The organism is Candidatus Njordibacter sp. Uisw_039, assembly GCF_047730075.1.
In the GTDB taxonomy this organism is placed as follows: domain Bacteria; phylum Pseudomonadota; class Gammaproteobacteria; order Pseudomonadales; family Balneatricaceae; genus Njordibacter.
In genome coordinates, this window is sequence record NZ_CP159831.1 from 147,294 (window position 1) to 166,424 (window position 19,131).

The 19,131-nt window shown below is 44.4% G+C and carries 18 protein-coding genes; 14 read left to right on the forward strand and 4 right to left on the reverse strand.

Annotated elements, in window-relative coordinates; all coding sequences use genetic code 11:
• Positions 1 to 107: 107 nt before the first annotated feature.
• A complete protein-coding gene (locus ABXT70_RS00690) occupies positions 108 to 845 on the reverse strand; it encodes a class II aldolase/adducin family protein (protein ID WP_443641261.1) in 738 nt (245 codons plus the stop codon).
• Between the two features lie 371 nt (positions 846 to 1,216).
• Here ABXT70_RS00690 and ABXT70_RS00695 point away from each other — a divergent pair, with 371 nt between their 5' ends.
• Entirely contained in the window at positions 1,217 to 2,146 is a 930-nt protein-coding gene (locus ABXT70_RS00695; protein ID WP_443641262.1) for a DMT family transporter, read from the forward strand.
• A gap of 314 nt (positions 2,147 to 2,460) precedes the next feature.
• Here ABXT70_RS00695 and ABXT70_RS00700 read toward each other — a convergent pair whose 3' ends face one another.
• Entirely contained in the window at positions 2,461 to 2,889 is a 429-nt protein-coding gene (locus tag ABXT70_RS00700) for a GFA family protein (protein ID WP_443641263.1), read from the reverse strand.
• Positions 2,890 to 3,298: 409 nt separating this feature from the next.
• Between ABXT70_RS00700 and ABXT70_RS00705 the strand changes: the two genes are divergently transcribed.
• From ABXT70_RS00705 to ABXT70_RS00715, 3 genes are read left to right on the forward strand one after another with little or no spacing between them, the layout of a single operon-like run.
• Positions 3,299 to 4,750, forward strand: coding sequence for a DUF1800 family protein (locus tag ABXT70_RS00705; protein WP_443641264.1), 1,452 nt, complete (start codon positions 3,299 to 3,301; stop codon positions 4,748 to 4,750).
• Entirely contained in the window at positions 4,743 to 5,900 is a 1,158-nt protein-coding gene (locus ABXT70_RS00710; protein ID WP_443641265.1) for a DUF1501 domain-containing protein, read from the forward strand. Before ABXT70_RS00705 ends, ABXT70_RS00710 begins: the two co-directional genes overlap by 8 nt.
• A 25-nt stretch (positions 5,901 to 5,925) precedes the next feature.
• Entirely contained in the window at positions 5,926 to 6,717 is a 792-nt protein-coding gene (locus ABXT70_RS00715; protein WP_443641266.1) for a hypothetical protein, read from the forward strand.
• Between the two features lie 297 nt (positions 6,718 to 7,014).
• Here the strand turns inward: ABXT70_RS00715 and ABXT70_RS00720 are convergent, their stop codons facing one another.
• Together ABXT70_RS00720 and ABXT70_RS00725 are read right to left on the reverse strand one after the other, a co-directional pair.
• On the reverse strand, positions 7,015 to 8,148 hold the full coding sequence (locus ABXT70_RS00720) for an SEL1-like repeat protein (protein WP_443641267.1): 1,134 nt from the start codon (positions 8,146 to 8,148) through the stop codon (positions 7,015 to 7,017).
• Positions 8,149 to 8,722: 574 nt separating this feature from the next.
• Complete coding sequence (locus tag ABXT70_RS00725) at positions 8,723 to 9,055, reverse strand: hypothetical protein (protein ID WP_443641268.1); 333 nt, start codon at positions 9,053 to 9,055, stop codon at positions 8,723 to 8,725.
• A 244-nt stretch (positions 9,056 to 9,299) separates the two neighbouring features.
• Between ABXT70_RS00725 and ABXT70_RS00730 the strand changes: the two genes are divergently transcribed.
• From ABXT70_RS00730 to ABXT70_RS00775, 10 genes are all read left to right on the forward strand, one after another.
• Positions 9,300 to 9,503, forward strand: coding sequence for a DUF2970 domain-containing protein (locus ABXT70_RS00730; protein WP_443641269.1), 204 nt, complete (start codon positions 9,300 to 9,302; stop codon positions 9,501 to 9,503).
• Between the two features lie 227 nt (positions 9,504 to 9,730).
• Positions 9,731 to 10,636: a DMT family transporter gene (locus ABXT70_RS00735; RefSeq protein ID WP_443641270.1), complete on the forward strand. Its 906-nt coding sequence runs from the start codon at positions 9,731 to 9,733 to the stop codon at positions 10,634 to 10,636.
• A gap of 175 nt (positions 10,637 to 10,811) precedes the next feature.
• Positions 10,812 to 11,045 carry a nitrate/nitrite transporter NrtS gene (gene nrtS, locus ABXT70_RS00740; protein ID WP_443641271.1) on the forward strand — a complete coding sequence of 78 codons (234 nt, stop codon included), beginning with the start codon at positions 10,812 to 10,814 and terminating at the stop codon, positions 11,043 to 11,045.
• A gap of 235 nt (positions 11,046 to 11,280) precedes the next feature.
• On the forward strand, positions 11,281 to 12,468 hold the full coding sequence (locus ABXT70_RS00745; protein ID WP_443641272.1) for a TauD/TfdA family dioxygenase: 1,188 nt from the start codon (positions 11,281 to 11,283) through the stop codon (positions 12,466 to 12,468).
• A gap of 26 nt (positions 12,469 to 12,494) precedes the next feature.
• Positions 12,495 to 13,253: an SDR family oxidoreductase gene (locus ABXT70_RS00750; protein WP_443641273.1), complete on the forward strand. Its 759-nt coding sequence runs from the start codon at positions 12,495 to 12,497 to the stop codon at positions 13,251 to 13,253.
• Between the two features lie 134 nt (positions 13,254 to 13,387).
• Positions 13,388 to 14,611 carry an aminotransferase class V-fold PLP-dependent enzyme gene (locus ABXT70_RS00755; RefSeq protein ID WP_443641274.1) on the forward strand — a complete coding sequence of 408 codons (1,224 nt, stop codon included), beginning with the start codon at positions 13,388 to 13,390 and terminating at the stop codon, positions 14,609 to 14,611.
• Positions 14,612 to 14,655: 44 nt separating this feature from the next.
• Positions 14,656 to 15,525, forward strand: coding sequence for an EamA family transporter (locus ABXT70_RS00760; RefSeq protein ID WP_443641275.1), 870 nt, complete (start codon positions 14,656 to 14,658; stop codon positions 15,523 to 15,525).
• A 303-nt stretch (positions 15,526 to 15,828) separates the two neighbouring features.
• Positions 15,829 to 16,464, forward strand: coding sequence for an MORN repeat-containing protein (locus ABXT70_RS00765; RefSeq protein WP_443641276.1), 636 nt, complete (start codon positions 15,829 to 15,831; stop codon positions 16,462 to 16,464).
• Positions 16,465 to 16,579: 115 nt separating this feature from the next.
• Positions 16,580 to 16,912 (forward strand): nuclear transport factor 2 family protein, encoded by a 333-nt coding sequence (locus ABXT70_RS00770; protein WP_443641277.1) that lies wholly within the window; start codon positions 16,580 to 16,582, stop codon positions 16,910 to 16,912.
• Positions 16,913 to 17,025: 113 nt separating this feature from the next.
• Positions 17,026 to 18,891, forward strand: coding sequence for an alginate lyase family protein (locus ABXT70_RS00775; protein ID WP_443641278.1), 1,866 nt, complete (start codon positions 17,026 to 17,028; stop codon positions 18,889 to 18,891).
• The last annotated feature ends 240 nt before the right edge of the window (positions 18,892 to 19,131 follow it).

A 19,131-nucleotide genomic window follows, 5' to 3' on the forward strand; every position in this document is an offset into this window, starting at 1 on the left:
ATTCGCAGCCCGTGGGTCTGCCAACTCGCCAATGCTCCATCCTAAATCACTTGCCATTGATGCGATCAATACGTTGGGCACACCCACCGCTAAGGTACCAAATTAGGTCATTGAACTAAATCAGGGTATTTTTTATGGTATATACGGCGCAGTGCTATAAAATGCTTTTCACCTTCTATTTTGCTCCACTTAATAATCTTTCGACCGTAATCATTAGCTATAGCGTCTGGCATAATATTAAGCTCTCGTCCTGTATACATGGCCTTTAATTGAATTTCACATGCGCGATCCAAGAAATAGAGATCGTCAAAAGCATCCCATAAATAGGGCCTAGAGACGATGACACCATGGTTGGCGCACATCAATACATCCTTAGTTTTCAAACTGTCAACGATAGTGTCACCAATAGCGGGATCAGCAGGATCGCCATATACGTCAAGATAGGCCATACGTTCGGCAAAGCGCAGCGCATGTTGGCTGGACATAGTTACAGTCTGATCTTTTAGCAATGTCAGTGCGGTTATGTTTGGTTGATGTGAATGCAAAATAGCTCTTGCACGCGGCACCTCTTGATGAATTGCCCCATGAATATTCAAATTGCTTGGTTCAACTTCGCCAACCCCTGAAATCACATTCCCATCAAAATCTGCTACTAAAAAATCTGAACTTTTGGCTTCTGACCAATGTAGACCATATGGGAGAGCCAGAAAATGCTCGTCACTATCGGGCAACATTGCTGTTAAATGATTCACAACACCTTCATTCCAATTATGCTCCGCCATATAGCGGTGAATAAGGGCTAGATCAAATCGCAACTGATTTTCAGCCGATAAATCGTCAAACATGTTTTACATATCCATCATTTTTCATACTACAACTCAATAATTTTTTAATATATTCAATCACGACCGCTTGATAGGCGGGGTCGTCAACTAGATTCTGATATTACTCGGGATCTTATTGAAGATCAAAGAGTAGCGGTGGTCAGTACCTCGACATTAGGCTTCCAGAGATCCATTTGATAGCTTGTCTGGAGATTTAGCCATTTGATCTAATAATAGACATTCTAGTAGGCATTTTAGTCTTTTGACAGTGAACTAAGAATGTGAGAATGTCATTGAATGCGGTATGTCTAACAGCTATTACATCCTTGCTAAGGCACCAATATCCACTATTGAGCGGAGTGGCTCTCTATCCGCACTTAGAGATTTTCATAATGACATCATCTATTAATACATCCATGGGCCTTCGTGAGTGGCTGATGCTCGTTACTCTGTCTGTATTGTGGGGAGCGTCCTTCTTTTTTGTTGGGGTTGCTGTAGCAGAATTACCTCCACTTACTATAGTGACCTTACGGGTAGGACTAGCAGCGATTACGTTGTGGTTTATCGTGCTTGTTATGGGCTTACGCCCGCCCAAAAGGTTAAAGATTTGGGTGGTCTTCTTGGTCATGGGCTTGTTGAATAATGTAATCCCTTTTAGCCTTATTGTTTGGGGTCAAACATACATTGAATCGGGGCTAGCGTCGGTGCTTAATGCAACTACACCTTTATTTGGCGTAGTGGTGGCAGGTTTGTTGCTAGCAGATGAACGTGCTACAGCCTTGAAACTGGTGGGAGTAGCTATTGGTTTTGTGGGCGTAGTAATGATGATTGGCATGCCTAGCTTAGATATCACCAAACAGGTCAGCATTCTTGCTCAAATAGCCATACTGGTCGCGGCATTATCTTATGCATTGGCAAGTGTTTTTGGTCGACGCTTTAAAGCCATGGGGCTTAATCCAATCATCATCGCCGCCGGCCAAGTCACTGGCTCAACTTTGATATTGGCTCCGATTGCTATTTATGTTGATGGCCCTCTGGAATTATTTGGCCCAGCTGCGCCTAGTCTTGCGGTTTGGGCGTCTATATTGACTCTGGCCGTGTTCTCTACAGCTTTGGCTTATGTGCTGTATTTTAAGATTTTGGCATCATCTGGGGCTACAAATATATTGCTAGTTACATTGCTGGTGCCTATTTCTGCGATATTGTTGGGTCTAATGTTCTTAAATGAATCTCTTGAGTGGATTCACTTTGCAGGCATGGCTCTCATTGCAGTGGGGTTATCAGCTATTGATGGGCGCCTTTGGAGGAGAAAAAATTTGTGAGGGTTGTATCAATTGATGTAACCGCATGTAAAGCTACTGCGGTTTAGGTTCGCAAAGACCGAAAGGAAGTTAAATGTCACGATGCTACTACCTAGCAGAGCATCATTTGATGCCAATAGAACCCTGATTCCATTAGCAAAAATCTCGTTCTGCGCTCAAGCTCCTTGATTGTAGTCATAGCGGTAGTGGCTACTTGTCTTAATTGTGAGTCTGATTATTTGCTATGAGGTGTATTCTTTACACCCTGTTAATCGCCAAACAACCCCTGCCCAGTCTTTATCGTCAGTCCATAATTCAGCTTCCTTGGCCTTGATCTATTCGTCCACCATTTCACCACTGCCACCAAAATCTGCTGGAAAATCTTCGAACTTTGGTAAACCATCTTTCATTGGCATGATTGTGTTCACATAGTTCAAATGAGCAACTGGTGTGAATTTTAATTCTTTCAAAACTGATGCATAAACATCAATAATCCCTAACGAGGCTGAATGATCGTTATAAACGTGACCACCGCATTTTTTGCACCATGTCCTGTCGTGACCTTCGGATTGCGCAAAGCTAGTTAGGTGTTCTTTACCTTTGGTGACGTTAACCGATTCTGGAGGAAACGCCGCGACACCATTGACGGGACTTGCAGACCAAGCGCGACAGGCTGTGCAATGACAAATTGCCATGACAATAGGTTCTGCGCTTACTTCTAACTCAACTGCACCACAAAAACATTGCCCTGTATACTTTGTCATATCTACTTCCAGTTTATTATTTTTTTAGGTTAAGTCTCACAATATCTCCAAAAATGATGTAAAGCTAGTCCAATTTCTGCACCCCTAGTGGTATCTTCAACGATTTTAAGGTAGTTCAACGCAGGCCCATGAAGCTTTAGCAGTTCGCTATGACTAGTTTGGGGCATCTGCAGGTCAAAGCCTGTCTGGCGCCAGTATTCCAGCCCGCTGCTCTTAAAGTTTGGGCTTCTATATTGACGCTGGCCGTGTTCTCTAAAGCTTTGGCTTATGTGTTGTATTCATTGGTCTGTTACATTCAATGCAAATTAGGAAATGTTCCTAGAATAATTATGGTACGTTGTTTGGGCTGACTTTTAATATACCTTTTGTTGAACGGGTTTTAATCTACTTTTCAGGGGTGGTCGATGTTATGAATAAGCAATTTAGAATTGCTCAAAGATTTGGTCTGATGTTTCGCTATGATCAGGACTTGCCACAAGACATGGAAGCGTGGATTGAGCTTCAACTGCAAGCACCATCACCTGCATTGGGTATAGCTAACACTAGTACAGAAGTGACTGAATGGCCTGATAAGCTGCAGCCGAATTTAGCCAAACGTGCTGGTATGTGGCGCCGTAATCGGGCCTTAGAAGATCAGGCGCGTAAGGGTAAAAATGGTCAGGACACAGAAGCTGCGCGCAAGGCGAACAGACTCGAAAATTTAATGCGTAGGAAAGACGAACTTAAGTTTGTGCACCGCAATGTATATGGTTCAGACCAAGTTAAACTGCGCTTAACGGCATTTTGGGCTAATCATTTCACCATCGGTAATACCTTCGATACTGCCAATATGATTGGACATGCGATCGACGAAGGCATCCTCACCAAACTCAATGGCAGTTTCGCCGATATGCTTTACGGCATGACTACCCACCCAGGCATGCTCACTTATTTGGATAACATACACAGTGCTGGTGAGCGTTCGGAAAAAGCCAAAGACTGCCGCAAGCGAAAAGATTGTCAGGCAGGCCTAAATGACAACCTAGGGCGAGAGGTGCTAGAACTCCATACCGTTTCTGTTGCTGCTGGTTATTCCGAAGACGATATTCGTGGTGCCGCTCAAGTATTGGCAGGTTGGGGAGTTAACTTCGATGAAGAATTGGGTGATATGCGCAAAAAAGCTGGTGGCACAAACCATTGGAACGCCTACAAAAAACGCTGGGCAGAGCCTGGCACTAAAAAGGTTATGGGGCAGAAAATTTCTGCCGGCCGTGGCGGCCTGCGGCAATTAACAGACTTTCTTGCCAGTCATGACCACACCATTAACCACATTTCTGCCAAACTGTGTCAGCACTTTGTTAGTGATAACCCGAGCACAGATCAAATTGAGTCTGTTAAGTTGGCGTGGCACCAGAGTAATGGTGATTTGCAGGCTATTCACACTCAAGTGTTTAAACTTGCCATTGATGCGCCTGAGGCAAAATTCATGTGGCCAATGACATGGCTGTTCCAGGTAGTTCGTTTGTCGGGAGCGACCTACTTTAAAGGCTGGGAAGAAATTGGTGACTATGATGACAACCTCATGAGCAGTAAAGCGGTGTTAGAAGAATTAGGCCAGTCATTTTGGAGCTCCCGACAGCCCAATGGCTACTCCAGCGATAAAGCAGAATGGATGTCCGCAGAGATGTTTGAGCGCCGGGTTCGTTTTGCTGACGCGATCTATAAAAATGGTAATACACGCTTGTCGGTCAATAAAATCATGGACCGCATTGGGGCGGCGGAGCAAACACGGGCTTTAGTAGCCAGTGTGGGTGCTTCACCCGGGGACCAGTTTATTACCCTTATGTGCAGTCCTGAGTTAATGGGGTTGGAATATGTCTAAGTTAACAGTTGGTCGTCGTAACATACTCAAGGCTGGTGCCGCATCGCTCTTCCTTGCTGGGATGCCTATTACAGGGTTCGCAAAAGGCAAACCACCTGGCAGTATCTCTGTAATCATTTTAGAAGGGGGGATGGACGGGCTTTCCACAATTCCCCCTATTGGTGACCCAGACCTAATGCGCATGCGTAAGACCATCTCACCAGAAGGGTACTTGCCATTAAATGACTTCTTTGGCTTACATCCATCGCTGAAGTTTTATGCCCAACTGATGGCTCGAGGCCATGCATCCGCGGTGCACGCTACGGCATTCCCGTACACTAAACGCTCCCATTTTGAAGGCCAAAACTTGATCGAAGGTGGTGGTCTGTCGCCATTCAGTGAGAAAACGGGTTGGTTAGGGCGTGCTTTAGAATTAGCAGGTGTTGCGGGACGATCCTTGTCTTTGGATATGCCGTTGATTTTACGTGGATACCGTGACAACGATAATTTCTACCCCGCGAGCATTCGTGGATCTGGCCGACCAGCCGCCGATTTGTTAGAAATGATTGCTATGGGGCATCAAATGGAGGCTGCGCAAATATTCACTAAGGTGGCCAATAAAAGTAAAGAGAATGTACAAGTGCCGAGGGATCCAGCCAGCTTAGCCAAATACGCTGGCCAGGCTATGGCACAAGCAGATGGGCCAGTGGCATCAGTTATTCGCGTTGAAAATTTTGATACTCATGCAAACCAGGTTGAAGAAGGCGACACAGATTCAGGGCGTCTGGCTAGGCAATTAGTTGTGGTTGATGATGTGATCGCGGGTTATCGGCGTGGGTTAGGTAAGGCATGGGATGATGCAATTATTTTAACACTAACCGAATTTGGCCGCACAGTAGCGGGCAATGGCACCCTTGGGACAGAGCATGGTTATGCAAGTGTGGGTTTGCTTGCTGGGGGCACATTGTCTGGCAGCGGTGTTGTTGCTGACTGGCCTGGATTAAGTAAAAAAGACCAATTTGAAAAAAGAGACCTCATGGCCACAATCGACTATCGATCTGTTTGCGCTGCCTGTCTCGAAAAGTCTTTAGGCCTTGATCATGACCTTATTGCCAGCCAGATATTCCGTCAGCCAGACTTGCCACGTGTGTTTGAGCATTTGTTTGCATAGATTGTTTGTTTAAAAGGAGTTAGCCGTGATCCAACTATCCCTCATCTACCAATACTGCCGTGTGCCAGCCATGTTGTCAGTTAGTATTCTCCTTGCAAGCCTATTGGCCTTGCCGGTGTTGGCAGCAGACATGTCGGGTTGGAGTGATAAATCTGTCTGCCGTTTAGTCACAGAGAAAGCAGACAATGCTGACTATTTGGCAGAAGCCCAGCGGCGGGGATTAGATTGTGGGGCTGGCACTAGCGGGAAAAAGCAGCAGTCTGGGCAGAAGGTGTTGCCAAAAAACCAGGGCATTGTCTTCTATCCATTGAATTTAGACCCTCAGGTTAAAAAGCAATTATTGTCTAAGCCGATTAATAAAACTGAATTTGATTTTGGCTCATATGAACTAGCCACGTTGGTCCAGCCCATTGCATGCCAATTTAATCTGCGCAGGGTGGAATATGAAAATGATGTAGAAGGACGGCTTGAAAATTGGGATATGGCTAGAGGTCAGATGTTACTGACTAACGCAGGTGTAAAAATAGAAGGTTACTGGAAGATGGGAGGTCTTTCTTTAGATCCGAACTACCTAAAGCATGAAGTGAACCTTGGATTAACAAAGGCGGGCCATCTGGTTGGAAAAATGGCCTACTTCCGTCTGAATGTCTCCGAGGGTGAAGTGCCAGAACAGCCCGATTATATTGAACTAAAGCCCCACAAACGGAGTAAACCGCTAGATATCAACAACCCTAAGCAAGCCGTATTATGGACTGATGTCGACGACTATATGGGGGGGGTTTGGCAATTGACAAGGTGCAAAGAGTACAACCCTTAGCAAAAATAATGGCGGGGTAGGTGGCCATATAACTGGGATCCTAGCCTCATTAAGAGCCCGCATGATCTTGCATATGTAATCGTGATTACAGTTAAACGCAGATATCGGTTAATAATTTTTATTATTACTTACTACGCCCAAATTTGAACAATAAGTAATTGCTTGTTTATTTGAACTCATATTTAAAAAACTACCTTATTTTTTGTCGCTGTCACATTATTTTTATAGGCACCTGTGTTAAACACATTAGGACGCCCAGTCAATTGTTTTGCTATTGACGTCTGCTATTGAGTGCCCTTAACAATCACTATAGTTACTTTCCAGGCAACGGCTAGACATCTCTTGTGCCTTGGTTATTTGGGCCGATGTCATATCCTGAGTAATCGATGCTTTATTTTGACTGCCTAACGTATTGCCGTTATAGGCACCTAAGTTGAACCACATATACGCTCGAACATAGTCTGTGACAACACCATGACCATTATTGTACATAATGCCGAGATTAGTTTGTGCACTAGCATAGCCCTGCTCAGCAGCTTTGGTGTACCATTTGACCGCCACTTTATCGTTCTCTGGGACACCATATCCCTTATCGTACATAACCGCCAGATTATGTTGAGCTTGAGCATACCCCTGCTCAGCAGCTAATGTGTACCACTTCACGGCTGTGTTATCGCTCTCTGGGACACCCTTGCCAGAGTGGTACATATTTCCCAGATCTGATTGGGCATTAGCAAACCCCTGCTCAGCAGCTAATGTGTACCACTTAATCGCTGTTTTATAGTTCTCTGTGACTCCATGCCCATTATCGTAAATAACCCCCAGATTATATTGAGACAAGGCAGACCCTTGTTCTGCAGCTTTGGTGTACCACTTCACGGCTGCCATATTACTTTTAGGGACACCATATCCCTTATCGTACATAACCCCTAGATTATGTTGAGCATTACCATGGCCCTGCTCAGCAGCTTTGGTGTACCACTTGACCGCTATTTTATCGTTCTCTGGGACGCCTTTGCCATGAGCGTACATAACTCCTAGATTATGTTGAGCAGCAGCGTACCCTTGCTCGGCAGCTTTGGTGTACCACTCCACAGCGGTCCGATGGTCCTGTGGAACGCCTTGACCACTTGCGTACATAACCCCCAGATTAGATTGAGCACCAGCATGCCCCTGCTCAGCCAACGGCGCCCACTTTGCAAGGGCAGTTTTAAAATCACCTGATTGCGCTGCCTTAGCCCCCTTATCGAAATCAGCAATAACTGCCACGTCACGTATAGGTATTTCCAGCTCAATGGCTTTTATTTTTATTGGAGGGGTCGAGGTTAGCTTGTCATAGTCATGCTTTAGCTCATCAAAAAAAACTATTATTAATATAGCGATTGTTACCAAAGCTGTTATTAGCGTTAATATCCATTTTAGCTTTTTCATTCGTCATTCCTTCTATTTGGTAACACCCTATGGCTATGCTGAATCAACACATGATGCCCACTGCACTAGCCAATAATAACACCTTAAATAGCCTCACCGGCGTTCCTAGAAGGACGGTTTGTTAACTAATATTATGAGATACGGTGAACCATAGCTGAAGTTACCCATGGTACAGAAACTGGACTAGATTTAAATCAAGTTAGGGATATTGTGAGGCCTAATTTCTAAAGAAAATAATTTCAATGAATTATCTTGCAGGTTGTACATATGGGTAGAATAATGAACCAAGTCAGCTACTAGGAAAACACCTTATGCAGGTCATCAGAGCCAATATCGCTCATGCGCCACAAATAGGCCAATTGTTTGACCTATATCGCCAGTTTTACCAATGTAGTGCTGATCTAGACTTAGCTATCAGATATATTACTGAACGAATTATCTATTATAGATGCTCACATCTGGCCTTGAAATAAGACATATACAGTCTATTGATGGGTCTCATTCCAACCAAAGCTTTGTAAAATACGAATAGGGGTATATGCAGGAGGTACAGCAGGCCCTGCTAGATCAATGGTTAGCTGTTCATTGTCGTAGCGCCCGTTTCCATGCGTATTATTTTGCCATCTTCGATCATGCGCACACGAATGATAGACTCCCTGGAGCCATTTGGAAAACGCGTAACTTGATGATCCACTAAGATGTCTTCATTTTCATAAATACAGCGAGCCATGGCTGGTTTGGTGGTATCTTTACGGGTACCTTCAAGAATGAAATTCGAGAATTCAGCCCTGTTTACAGTGGTGCCACTTTGGTGCCTTATAAACTCAAAATCCTCATGATAAAAACTCATTATTTTATCGTGATCGCGCTCTTCATTTGCTTTTTTCAAGGCCTGATATATGTTCATGTTTCTCCAGAATAATGTTGATTAGCTGATGTAATAAAATACGATATATGAGAAGTATTGTCACTGCTACTATTACATAAGCTGCAGTTGGAATGGGCTAAATTGCCAATGAAGTAAGTGCGCCACCCACCATATTCAATATCAGGCTGCTTAATAGTTTTATTAGGTATATTCTGAATATGGTCGCTGGCTTCTAAATAATCATTAGAATATACTTATATAACAAAATTATAGAGACAGTCTCATGAATCAAAAGAAATCAAACCTCCGTGCGTTTTTAAGTTATGGACAAAGTGTAGTTGCTGGTCTCATAGGCATTCAATCAAATGAAAAGCGTGAGGAAGATTTTAAGTCGGGACTAGGGCGGATAATATCCGTAGGTATAGGTACGTTGGTATTATTTGTCATCATTGTTGTGTCAGCTGTTAATATCGCACTACCTAATTAACAATAGCGAATCAATTAACCCTACTACCAAAGTGTATCTATAGCTGCCTATCTTCTTGGCCGCTAAATTATTAATATGAGTCTGTTGAGGCGTCTGCATTATCACACGGCGCTTGCCTTAAAGAACACGCGCCGCACAATGAAAATAACCAGACAAGCTAAACTTGCTCTAAGTTTAATCTGACTTTGGTACCAAAAGCTTTTTCGACTGATGACCTTAGGACTCATATGCGCCCCACAGACCGTACTGGACTTGCCATCATTCTAAGCCTTGTCGCATTGACATTTTTTGATGCCATGGGATTAATCATCAAGCATCTTTCAAGCGGCTACTCAGCAGCCGAACTATCGGCGTATCGAAACCTGTTTGGGTTGGTGCCATCAATAATTGCTTTATGGTCATCAAGGGCGTGGCGCCTATCTGGCAGGCGTCTAAAACTACGCCAGTGGAAATTAGCTTTTTTACGTGGTGCTGTTGTGACTGTTGCCCAGCTTTGCTTTTATGCATCCCTAGGGCTAATGGCGTTCGCTACAGCATCGACCATTACCTATGCGAGCGCATTATTTACCACGGCACTGGCAATCCCTATTTTAGGCGAGCGGGTCGGCTGGGTGCGTTGGAGTGCTGTTTTGGTTGGCTTTGCTGGTGTCATCATGGTTATTCAACCAGGTGGCACAGGCTTTTCCCTTTATGTTCTTTTGCCTTTGGCAGCATCGGCATGTTACGCATTTGTTGGTGTGACAGCCCGCTTGTTTGATGACGATGCTCCTAGCCCGTTGGTCAACCTGTATTCCTCTGTCATATCGCTAATTGGAGCCGCTTTGATTGCATACTTCTGGGGTGGTTTTACACCGATAGCCTCTGTGAACGACATGGGGTGGATCATGCTGATGGGAGTGTTTGGAGGCATAGCAGTTCTGTTTATGGTGGTTAGCTACCGGATGACTGAGCAGAGTAATTTAGCCCCATTCAGTTATTTTGGCATCCCACTAGCATTCGCCTTGGGATGGCTGTTCTTTGACGAAGCGCCATGGAGTACCCTATTTCCGGGTGCGCTATTGATCGCAACTGGTGGGTTGCTAATTGTGTGGAGGGAGCGGTCACGGTCTAAAACGGTTGCTAAGCTGCATTAATAACCTTTGCTAGGGCGGTAGAGGTGGCTGATTTGCTAGACATGATCTGTGAGAACGCTTAGTGCATTACCGTACGTGTGTCTATACGCAAGCTCCCAGCAAAAAATAGCTATTGAGATAGTTTTTGTTTACGATCCGTTATGAAGGAAAGTTAAGCCTAGTGGGGTTATAAAAAATGAGTAATTACCAAAATAAACAGAGCCTTCGCATTCTAGCGTTTGGCGGCGGAACTCCACTTAAAGCATTTTTAGCAGCATGTGTTGTAGGCTCCATCCTTATCGCTATTAATCATGGTGATGCCATCTTAGACGGGAACTACCCGCATCCACTAAAAGTCATGCTGACTTATACAGTACCCTATTGCGTTACAACATGGGGAGCTATTACTGGCAAACTACAAAAAATATAGAGGCATGCAAGTAAGTTTCTCTCTCGCTGTTATCGTCAGCAAAAAATATGACTATACGATAGCGATGTAGTGAATTAGAGACGAGATCTTAACTGTTCCTGAAATTCAGTCTGGAGATTACCCTTGGGCCGCACGCACCTATTTTTTTGCATCATTCAATGTTCTTTAATAAATGGTCAAATCTAAGAAAAGCGGCTAACATCTTTCCATACTACGATTAAGCGAAAGGTACCTTATGGGTGAAAAGAAGCTAATGATTAAGTCCTCCTGTGTAAACAATGATGGACTGGTTAATCTGGACTGGGACGATGCTAGCCGCAGTGCATTTCATCCAATCTGGTTACGTGATAACTGCAGTTGTAATGAATGTGGTGATCCAGCAATTGGCTACCGAGCGTTGCGCCTAACTTCTCTTGATCTCAACTGCAAACCTAAATCTCTCGATACCGATCTCTCAAACTTGTTGATCACTTGGCAGGATGGCCACGAGTCGTGTTATACGTCAACATGGTTGCGCGAACATGATTACCAGGATCAGATGCGCCGAGCCCGAGCCTTTAAACCGATTATCTGGGATGACAGTTTTCGTCAAAATCCACCGGTATACGACTATGCCGCTATTGCTTCTGGCGACAGCAATTTTCTCGATCTACTGAAGCAGGTGCGTGATTATGGACTTTGTTTTATTCGTAATGCGCCTGCCGAGCCGGGCATTGTGGAGTCACTAGGATTGCGTATTGGTTTTCCTCAGGAATCCAATTTTGGCCGGGTTCAGGATCTGATATTCGACCCAGGGAAACGTAGCATTGGCAATGATGTCAAAGCACTTAAATTGCATACGGATGAACCCTACAGAGCATCGCCCCCCGGCATCTTGATGTTTCATTGTATTTCCAACGATCAGACAGGCGCAGGGTCATCGACCTTTATGGATGGATTTGAGGTAGCTGATCGCCTGCGTGACCACGATGCGGAAGGATTTGCTGCGCTATGTGATTACGCACAGGTATTTCGTCGACACTTTGCAGGAGACGTCGATCTTATAGCCAAATTTCCGATTTTAAGTGTTGACGAATTTGGCAACGTCTGTGGCGTTCGTATTAATGATCGGGTTGCCGCGCCACTGGCGATTCCTCCCGAGCAGATGGTGGTTTATTATCGTGGACTTCAATATCTACTGAAACAATCTGAAGATGAAACCTTGGCCGTGAATTTAACCCTGCAACCTGGAGATATCGCTGTATTCGATAATCACCGCGTGCTGCATGGGCGCACCGACCTAACAGTTGATGGCAAACGCTGGCTGCAATGGGTTCAGATTGAGCGTGGAGATTTTCATTCCAAGCTACGTATCCTCGCTGATAAACTGGCCCAGTCTAGAGACGACAATCCGTTATTAAAAGGTGCTTATGGATCATTTTAATCAGTCAGGAAATCAGTGAGGACTAAATGAAAGTATTGCTAGTAACCGGCAGTAGCAGAGGCATTGGTGCAGAAATATGCAGACAGGCGGCCGCAGAAGGTTGGAAAGTTTGTCTCAATTATGCGAGCTCAGCCGACGAGGCCGATCAGGTTGTGGCGCAGATTCGTGCTAAGGGTGGTACCGCCATCGCCTTGCAGGCCAATGTTGCCAACGAAGATGAAGTTATTACCCTATTCAAAAGAATTGATCTCGAACTTGGACCGATTACCGGACTGGTTAACAATGCTGGCATCAATGGCGCTGGAACCAGAGTAGATGAAATGAATATTACTCTGTCGAAACAGATGTTTGAGGTCAATACACTAGGCGCTTTTATTTGTGCTAAACACGCGATTAAGCGTATGGCAAAACGGTATGGTGGCAATGGTGGTGCTATTGTTAATATATCCTCCGCCGCTTCAAAGCATGGTGGGCCTTTTACTTATGTTGATTATGCCGCTTCCAAAGCTGCGATTGACACTTTCACCATCGGCCTGAGCAAGGAACAAGCAGATCAAGGTATCCGAGTGAATTGCTTACGCCCGGGGATTACCATGACGGAAATTAGTGTGGACTATGCCAAGCAACACCCAGAATGGCTCGATTGGGTCTTGTTACAGGTTCCTCTCGGACGTCCAGCCGAAGTGAGCGAGGTAGCCAACAGCGCCATGTTTCTGTTGTCGGATAAATCATCCTACACCACTGGTGCTATTCTTGATGTATGTGGGGGCTGGGTTAGTCCGTAGATTTGACAAGCTACAAGTTGCAGTGTGGTAGTATTCATCTGCTAGAAAATGGACAGCTTGTGTGACAGCAAACTGGCGCTGCTGCCATGAAGTAATAGCCTAAAATATAACCCACCCAATGGAGTTGAATAAGCATGAAACTTGATGTTGACTTTATTCGAAAGCAATTCCCAGCATTTGAGCAGAATTCCTTACAAGGCCAAGCATTTTTTGAAAATGCTGGCGGGTCATATACATGTAAGCCTGTAATCGACCGCCTAACCCGATACTATAATGAGCGCAAAGTTCAGCCTTATGCTCCCTATGAGGCATCTGCCTTGGCTGGTGCTGAAATGGATGAAGCGCGTGCGCGTCTTGCAGAAATTTTAGGAGTTGATACAGACGAAGTTAGCTTTGGACCTTCCACTACTCAGAACACTTATGTATTAGCACAAGCGTTTGGCCAACATTTGAGTGCTGGAGACACGATCATTGTTACCAATCAAGACCATGAGGCAAACTCTGGCCCTTGGAGGCGATTATCTGAACGAGGAATAGAGGTCCGTGAGTGGCAGATTGATAGTGAAACTGGAAATTTAAATCTCCAAGACCTAACTGGAATGCTAGATGATAACGTGAAACTGGTTTGTTTCCCGCATTGTTCTAACGTTGTTGGTGAGATCAATGATGTAAGTGCCATCTGTAAAGTTATTCATGCCTGTGGAGCTTACAGTTGCGTGGATGGAGTGAGTTATGCCCCCCACGGCATTCCAAATGTTGGTGCACTGGGCGCAGATGTTTACTTGTTTTCAGCTTATAAAACATTTGGCCCACATCAGGGAATTATGACAATCAGCCGTGAACTTGGTATGAAACTGCCCAATCAGGGGCATTATTTTAATGCCAATGATCTCTACAAACGCTTTACTCCAGCAGGACCAGACCATGCACAAATTGCTGCAAGTGCCGGTATAGCTGACTATATAGATGATGTTTATGGCCACCACACGTCAGACGTAATGAATGCTAATGGCCGGGGGATGTTTGTCCATGATTTGTTTCGGACTCATGAGACTGAATTGCTACAACCCTTACTGGATTATTTAGGTGCAAAGAACTCATTACGACTGCTGGGCCCCGCTGATGCAGCCAAAAAAGCAGCAACAGTTGCAGTAGCTTTAAAAGCCAATCCACTTAGCGTGGCTACAGAATTAGCTCATCATGGCATCATGGCTGGATGTGGCAATTTTTATGCAGTCAGGTGTTTAGAGGCGCAAGGAATTGATCCAGATCATGGAGTGTTACGGCTAAGTTTTGTACATTACACCAACAAAGCTGAGGTCGATAAATTAATTACTGCATTGGATCATGTTTTATAATCCATAAGAAATCATCATTATAAAGATTGCGACGAGATAGATTTATGAGCGGAATTATTTGGGGCTTGCTAGCAGCTGTGTTTATTGGTGTGTCTGATGCGGTAGCGCGCTCCACTACTCAAAAAGTCTCGATTAGCATTTTAATCTTAGCGGTGATGAGCCTGTCTACCGTGGGTTTAAGTGTGTTATTTATGTTTACCGACGACTGGCCCCGCTGGCACGCCTACGCTTGGGCCGTATCGGCGGCGTCTGGGGCACTTAACATTGTTGCTCTAATATTTTTATACAAAGCCCTTGAGCGTGGTCCTGTGGCGGTTGCTTCCCCAGCAGCATCAAGTTTTACGGTGATGTTGGTGGCTATGAATGCGTTCGCGGGTCAACCTTTTAGCTTGGCTCAGGGGCTGGCTATTGCACTGGTTTTTGGTGGTGTAATTATGTTGTCTCGGCCCGCCAAAAACCAATCCAGCGAACCAGACTACGACGCAGCCTGGCTGCGCACTACCGCTTTGTTAGGCCTAGCAACGGCATTTACTGTGTCGTTACGCATGTTTTTTGCCCAAGAAGCCAGCGCCGAACTAGGCCCCATGCCTGCGTTATATTTAAATCGTATGTTTGCCCTGATTAGCGTACTAATGCTAGTGGCATGGCAGCTACAAAAGGGCCAAAAACTCAACACACCTAAAGGCAAAATGGCGGCTTTGGTATTTGCCCAAGCCACCTTAGAAGTCGCTGCACTTTGGGCGTTTCTTATGGGATCTCAGGGTGATGGCCGCATTGCGGCTAGCATCGGCTTTGCTGCTTTTGCTGCCATTACAACGATTACCGCTTGGTTGTGGCTGGGCGAAAAAGTTGCTCCTCAACGTTGGATTTGGATCGCAGTTATTGGTTTAGGAATTATTTTAGCCAGCTCATAACCATCAATCTGGTTCCACCCTAAAAAAGCCTGAATACAGGGAGCTAATTTCACACATGTTGTCTGATACCAGCTTTACAGAAGTTATGCACTGCTGCATCTACGAAAATAACGATATTTTGCTAGAACACTCTTTACTGCGGTTTTGGGATGGATGACGGGAGTCTTTAATTAGCGTTAAGATGATAGAAAATGGACAGGTTGTGCGGCAGGAAACTGGAGCTTCACTGATGAAGTGATAGAAACATCTAGAACCAAATGTATACTGTCTAGTGAGCACTATCGTTAACGTGAGGATATATAGATGCGTATAAACAAACTATTAGTAACCTTAGCTTTCTCAATGTTCATCAGTAGTGGAGTAGTAGTTGCTGCTTCTGCTTCTGATTTACCCGCATGTCCTAGTAACCAGAATGCTCACTGGCACAACTGCTTTGGCACCAGCACATGGACAAGTGGCAACGAGTACGTTGGTGAGTGGAAGGATAATGCAAAGACTGGACAAGGCACCTACACATGGTCAAATGGCAACAACTACGTTGGTGGGTGGAAGGATGACAAAAAGGCTGGGCAAGGCACCTTTACATGGTCAAATGGCGACAAGTACGTCGGTGAGTGGAAGGATGACAAAAAGACTGGGCAAGGCACCTTCACCGAAGCAGAAGGCACTGTAACAGAAGTTATATGGAAGGATGATGAGTTTGTGGGAACAATAGCTGAATTGGAAAGAGCAGAGAAGAAACACATTGCTAAAGAAAAACAAGACGAGTTAGTAAGACAAGAAAAGAAAGACAAATACGATAGGATTTATAATGCTTGTCTGCTGGATAAAGGTTCTAATGTTGATATGCAAGTGAACAGTTTAGAAGTGGCTGTGAAAAAAACCTGTGCATCCATTGCAGAAAAACCATCATGGCTAGAAACCTTGAGGTATGAATAACTCAACGCTAGTTAATCCCACATCTTTGCTTAGTAGTGGCTATACGGATTGTTGAGGTATCAAACGAAAGTAAAATACTCAAACATTGTTTAAACGATATTATTCTAGGATTAACATGAAAATATATAAGGCATTAAAGGTAGCAATTGAGGCAGGTAATCACGATCAGATAATGAGCTTTTATCATGAGGACTTTGAATTCATCAGGCACCAAACAGGCACTGCAATGAATAAAGCTGAGTTTGGATCAATGATTGCTAATTATAATAGCGCTTCTAATACCAGTTCGACAGTTATGTCTCGATGCATTTACGAAAATGATGACATCATAGTGGATCATTCTGTCACTCGGTTTCCTGATAGTTCAAGGGAGTCTATTATTCGTGTCCGTATGATCGAAGATGGTAAAATAATACGCATGGAAACGGGTGCTACGATGATGAAGTGATAGAAGCATCTAGAACCAAATGTGTGCTGGAAATATCAGAAATATTCCTAAGACTAAAATGGTACTGTGGACTCAGGACTATTGTAAAGTCTAATTGAATCGAGGTGATTATCATGAATTTCTGTCTTCGGCTGGTCTGTTTACTCACTGCATCATTGATGGCAACGCACGCGTTGTCTCAAGACCTATCAGGTTGGTCTGATAAGACCGTGTGCCGCCAGTTATTAAATAATCCAGATAATACTGATTATGTTCAAGAGGCCGATAGCCGCGGTTTAGACTGTGGTTCAAGTACACAAAACTCCGCGCAAGATGATACCCAAACATCAGACAACACTAAAATTAATGTCACTAACAAACCTCGTGGCGTTTTATCTAGTTCTAAGACTAAAAAACAATGGAACGCTTATAAACGGGCAAAAGAGTGTTTTGAACATCCAACCTATGCTGCAGGTCAAGGTTTAAAACTACGCCTTCGCTCAGGTGAAGAGTTTGCTGCAACTGGGTGGCAAGTGCCTTTCAATAACTCACCAATTTCTAATGAAAAAATTAATCTTAGGGTGGCTCCCAAACCTTTTGGCAAGATTACGCTTGATGAAGCTTATGGTGAACAAAACGAAAATGTGGAATTGGCTCGCAAGTGGTTTTCTTCAGCCGCACAAACACTTCGTTTAACTAACAATAAACAGACACAAGATCAGTTTAAAAGTGTCCTAGTAGCCTGGGCCACAGCTAACGCTTTGAACAAAGGATTGCATGTATCTTGGGGAGCAAAACCAGTTGATTGGCACGTGATGACGTCTATTGGTGCAATTCTCACTTCTACAGCGCTCATTGCTGACACCTTGTCATCCGAAGAGCGGGCTATAGTTGGGCCGTGGCTTAACCGGTTAGTTGCCGAAAGTTCTGCGGGGCACTGGAAGGACAGGGCCGACAACAAAGCATACATGAGGACTTATTACACAATGATTTGGGCTTTCATGACTGGTGACAAAAGCGCCGCCCAAAAGGCTATAGATATATATAAACTGGCCATTCACGACATGAGGCCTGATGGTAGTTTCCCAATTGATACACAGCGCGGTGGAATGGGCGTTAATTATAATAATTACACTGTTAGCTATCTGGTGATGATAGCCGCACTGGTCAACAAGAACACGGATCAAAACTTACTTGATTACACTGTGGATGGGAGAAACATCCATACTGCAGTTGATTTTGTCGTTCAATCCATTAACGAACCCAGTGCTACTAACCGCCTTTATGCGATTCCGTGCCCTGGTGGTGGAGATCGATGGGGTTCAATAGAATCGCCCAACAAAAAATTTATTAAGCAAGCATCATACCTAATGGTTTACGCTGATATGAACCCAAATACAGAACATGATAGTTGGATACGGGATCGCTACCTATCGTCTGGATTTATTCCCCAAGCAATCAACCTTGTCCCCAACCTGCTGTTCCACCCTTTGAAGGTCGACCCTCAGCTTAAAGAGCAATTATTGTCCAAGCTAGTTGATGAATCGGCACTTGGTGTTAGCTCACATCAACTAGCCACGTTGGTGCAACCAATTGCATGCGATTTTAGACTCCGTAGAGTGGTTTATGAAAATAGTGAAGGAGGGCAGCTTGAAAATTGGGATATGGCTAGGGGCCGCATGTTATTGACTAACGGAGGCGTAAAAATTGAGGGCAATTGGCTCATGGGAGGTCTTTCTACAGATCCCAGCTACCTGAAAAATGAGGTGAACCTCAAACTAACAAAAACAGGCCATTTGGTTGGAGAGATGGCTTTCTTTCTTCTGAATGTTCAACAGGGTGATACGCCGCGAGAACCCTTGTATATTGAGCTAAAACCTCACACACGTAGTAAGCCACTCAATATTATCAACCCCAAGGACGCTGAATTATGGACTGACGTTGAGGACTGGGCAGGGGGTGTTTGGCAATTAACAGGGTGCAAAGAATACACCCCATAGCAAATAATCAGACTCGCAGCTAAGGCAAATAGCCTCTACCGCTATGACCAAAATCAAGGAGCTTTAGCGCAGAACGAAATTTTTGCTAATGGAAACAGGGTTCTATTGGGCAATGGCGTTGCTGCTGGAACAGCCAACGTGTAGAAAATGTGCTGGCCAAGAGAATTACAAATCAAGTATATTAATTTACGATAATGTCGTAATAAAGTTTCTTAATATGAAATATAACCAAAAAAGGAA

Bases quoted from the DNA above. Each gene is read 5' to 3' on its own strand.
- nrtS (WP_443641271.1), top strand. From the start codon at position 10,812: ATGAGTAATTACCAAAATAAACAGAGCCTTCGCATTCTAGCGTTTGGC.
- ABXT70_RS00770 (WP_443641277.1), top strand. From the start codon at position 16,580: ATGAAAATATATAAGGCATTAAAGGTAGCAATTGAGGCAGGTAATCAC.
- ABXT70_RS00760 (WP_443641275.1), top strand. From the start codon at position 14,656: ATGAGCGGAATTATTTGGGGCTTGCTAGCAGCTGTGTTTATTGGTGTG.
- ABXT70_RS00700 (WP_443641263.1), bottom strand. From the start codon at position 2,889: ATGACAAAGTATACAGGGCAATGTTTTTGTGGTGCAGTTGAGTTAGAA.
- ABXT70_RS00710 (WP_443641265.1), top strand. From the start codon at position 4,743: ATGTCTAAGTTAACAGTTGGTCGTCGTAACATACTCAAGGCTGGTGCC.
- ABXT70_RS00750 (WP_443641273.1), top strand. From the start codon at position 12,495: ATGAAAGTATTGCTAGTAACCGGCAGTAGCAGAGGCATTGGTGCAGAA.
- ABXT70_RS00775 (WP_443641278.1), top strand. From the start codon at position 17,026: ATGAATTTCTGTCTTCGGCTGGTCTGTTTACTCACTGCATCATTGATG.
- ABXT70_RS00730 (WP_443641269.1), top strand. From the start codon at position 9,300: ATGAATCAAAAGAAATCAAACCTCCGTGCGTTTTTAAGTTATGGACAA.
- ABXT70_RS00765 (WP_443641276.1), top strand. From the start codon at position 15,829: ATGCGTATAAACAAACTATTAGTAACCTTAGCTTTCTCAATGTTCATC.
- ABXT70_RS00745 (WP_443641272.1), top strand. From the start codon at position 11,281: ATGGGTGAAAAGAAGCTAATGATTAAGTCCTCCTGTGTAAACAATGAT.
- ABXT70_RS00725 (WP_443641268.1), bottom strand. From the start codon at position 9,055: ATGAACATATATCAGGCCTTGAAAAAAGCAAATGAAGAGCGCGATCAC.
- ABXT70_RS00720 (WP_443641267.1), bottom strand. From the start codon at position 8,148: ATGAAAAAGCTAAAATGGATATTAACGCTAATAACAGCTTTGGTAACA.
- ABXT70_RS00695 (WP_443641262.1), top strand. From the start codon at position 1,217: ATGACATCATCTATTAATACATCCATGGGCCTTCGTGAGTGGCTGATG.
- ABXT70_RS00755 (WP_443641274.1), top strand. From the start codon at position 13,388: ATGAAACTTGATGTTGACTTTATTCGAAAGCAATTCCCAGCATTTGAG.
- ABXT70_RS00735 (WP_443641270.1), top strand. From the start codon at position 9,731: ATGCGCCCCACAGACCGTACTGGACTTGCCATCATTCTAAGCCTTGTC.
- ABXT70_RS00690 (WP_443641261.1), bottom strand. From the start codon at position 845: ATGTTTGACGATTTATCGGCTGAAAATCAGTTGCGATTTGATCTAGCC.
- ABXT70_RS00705 (WP_443641264.1), top strand. From the start codon at position 3,299: ATGAATAAGCAATTTAGAATTGCTCAAAGATTTGGTCTGATGTTTCGC.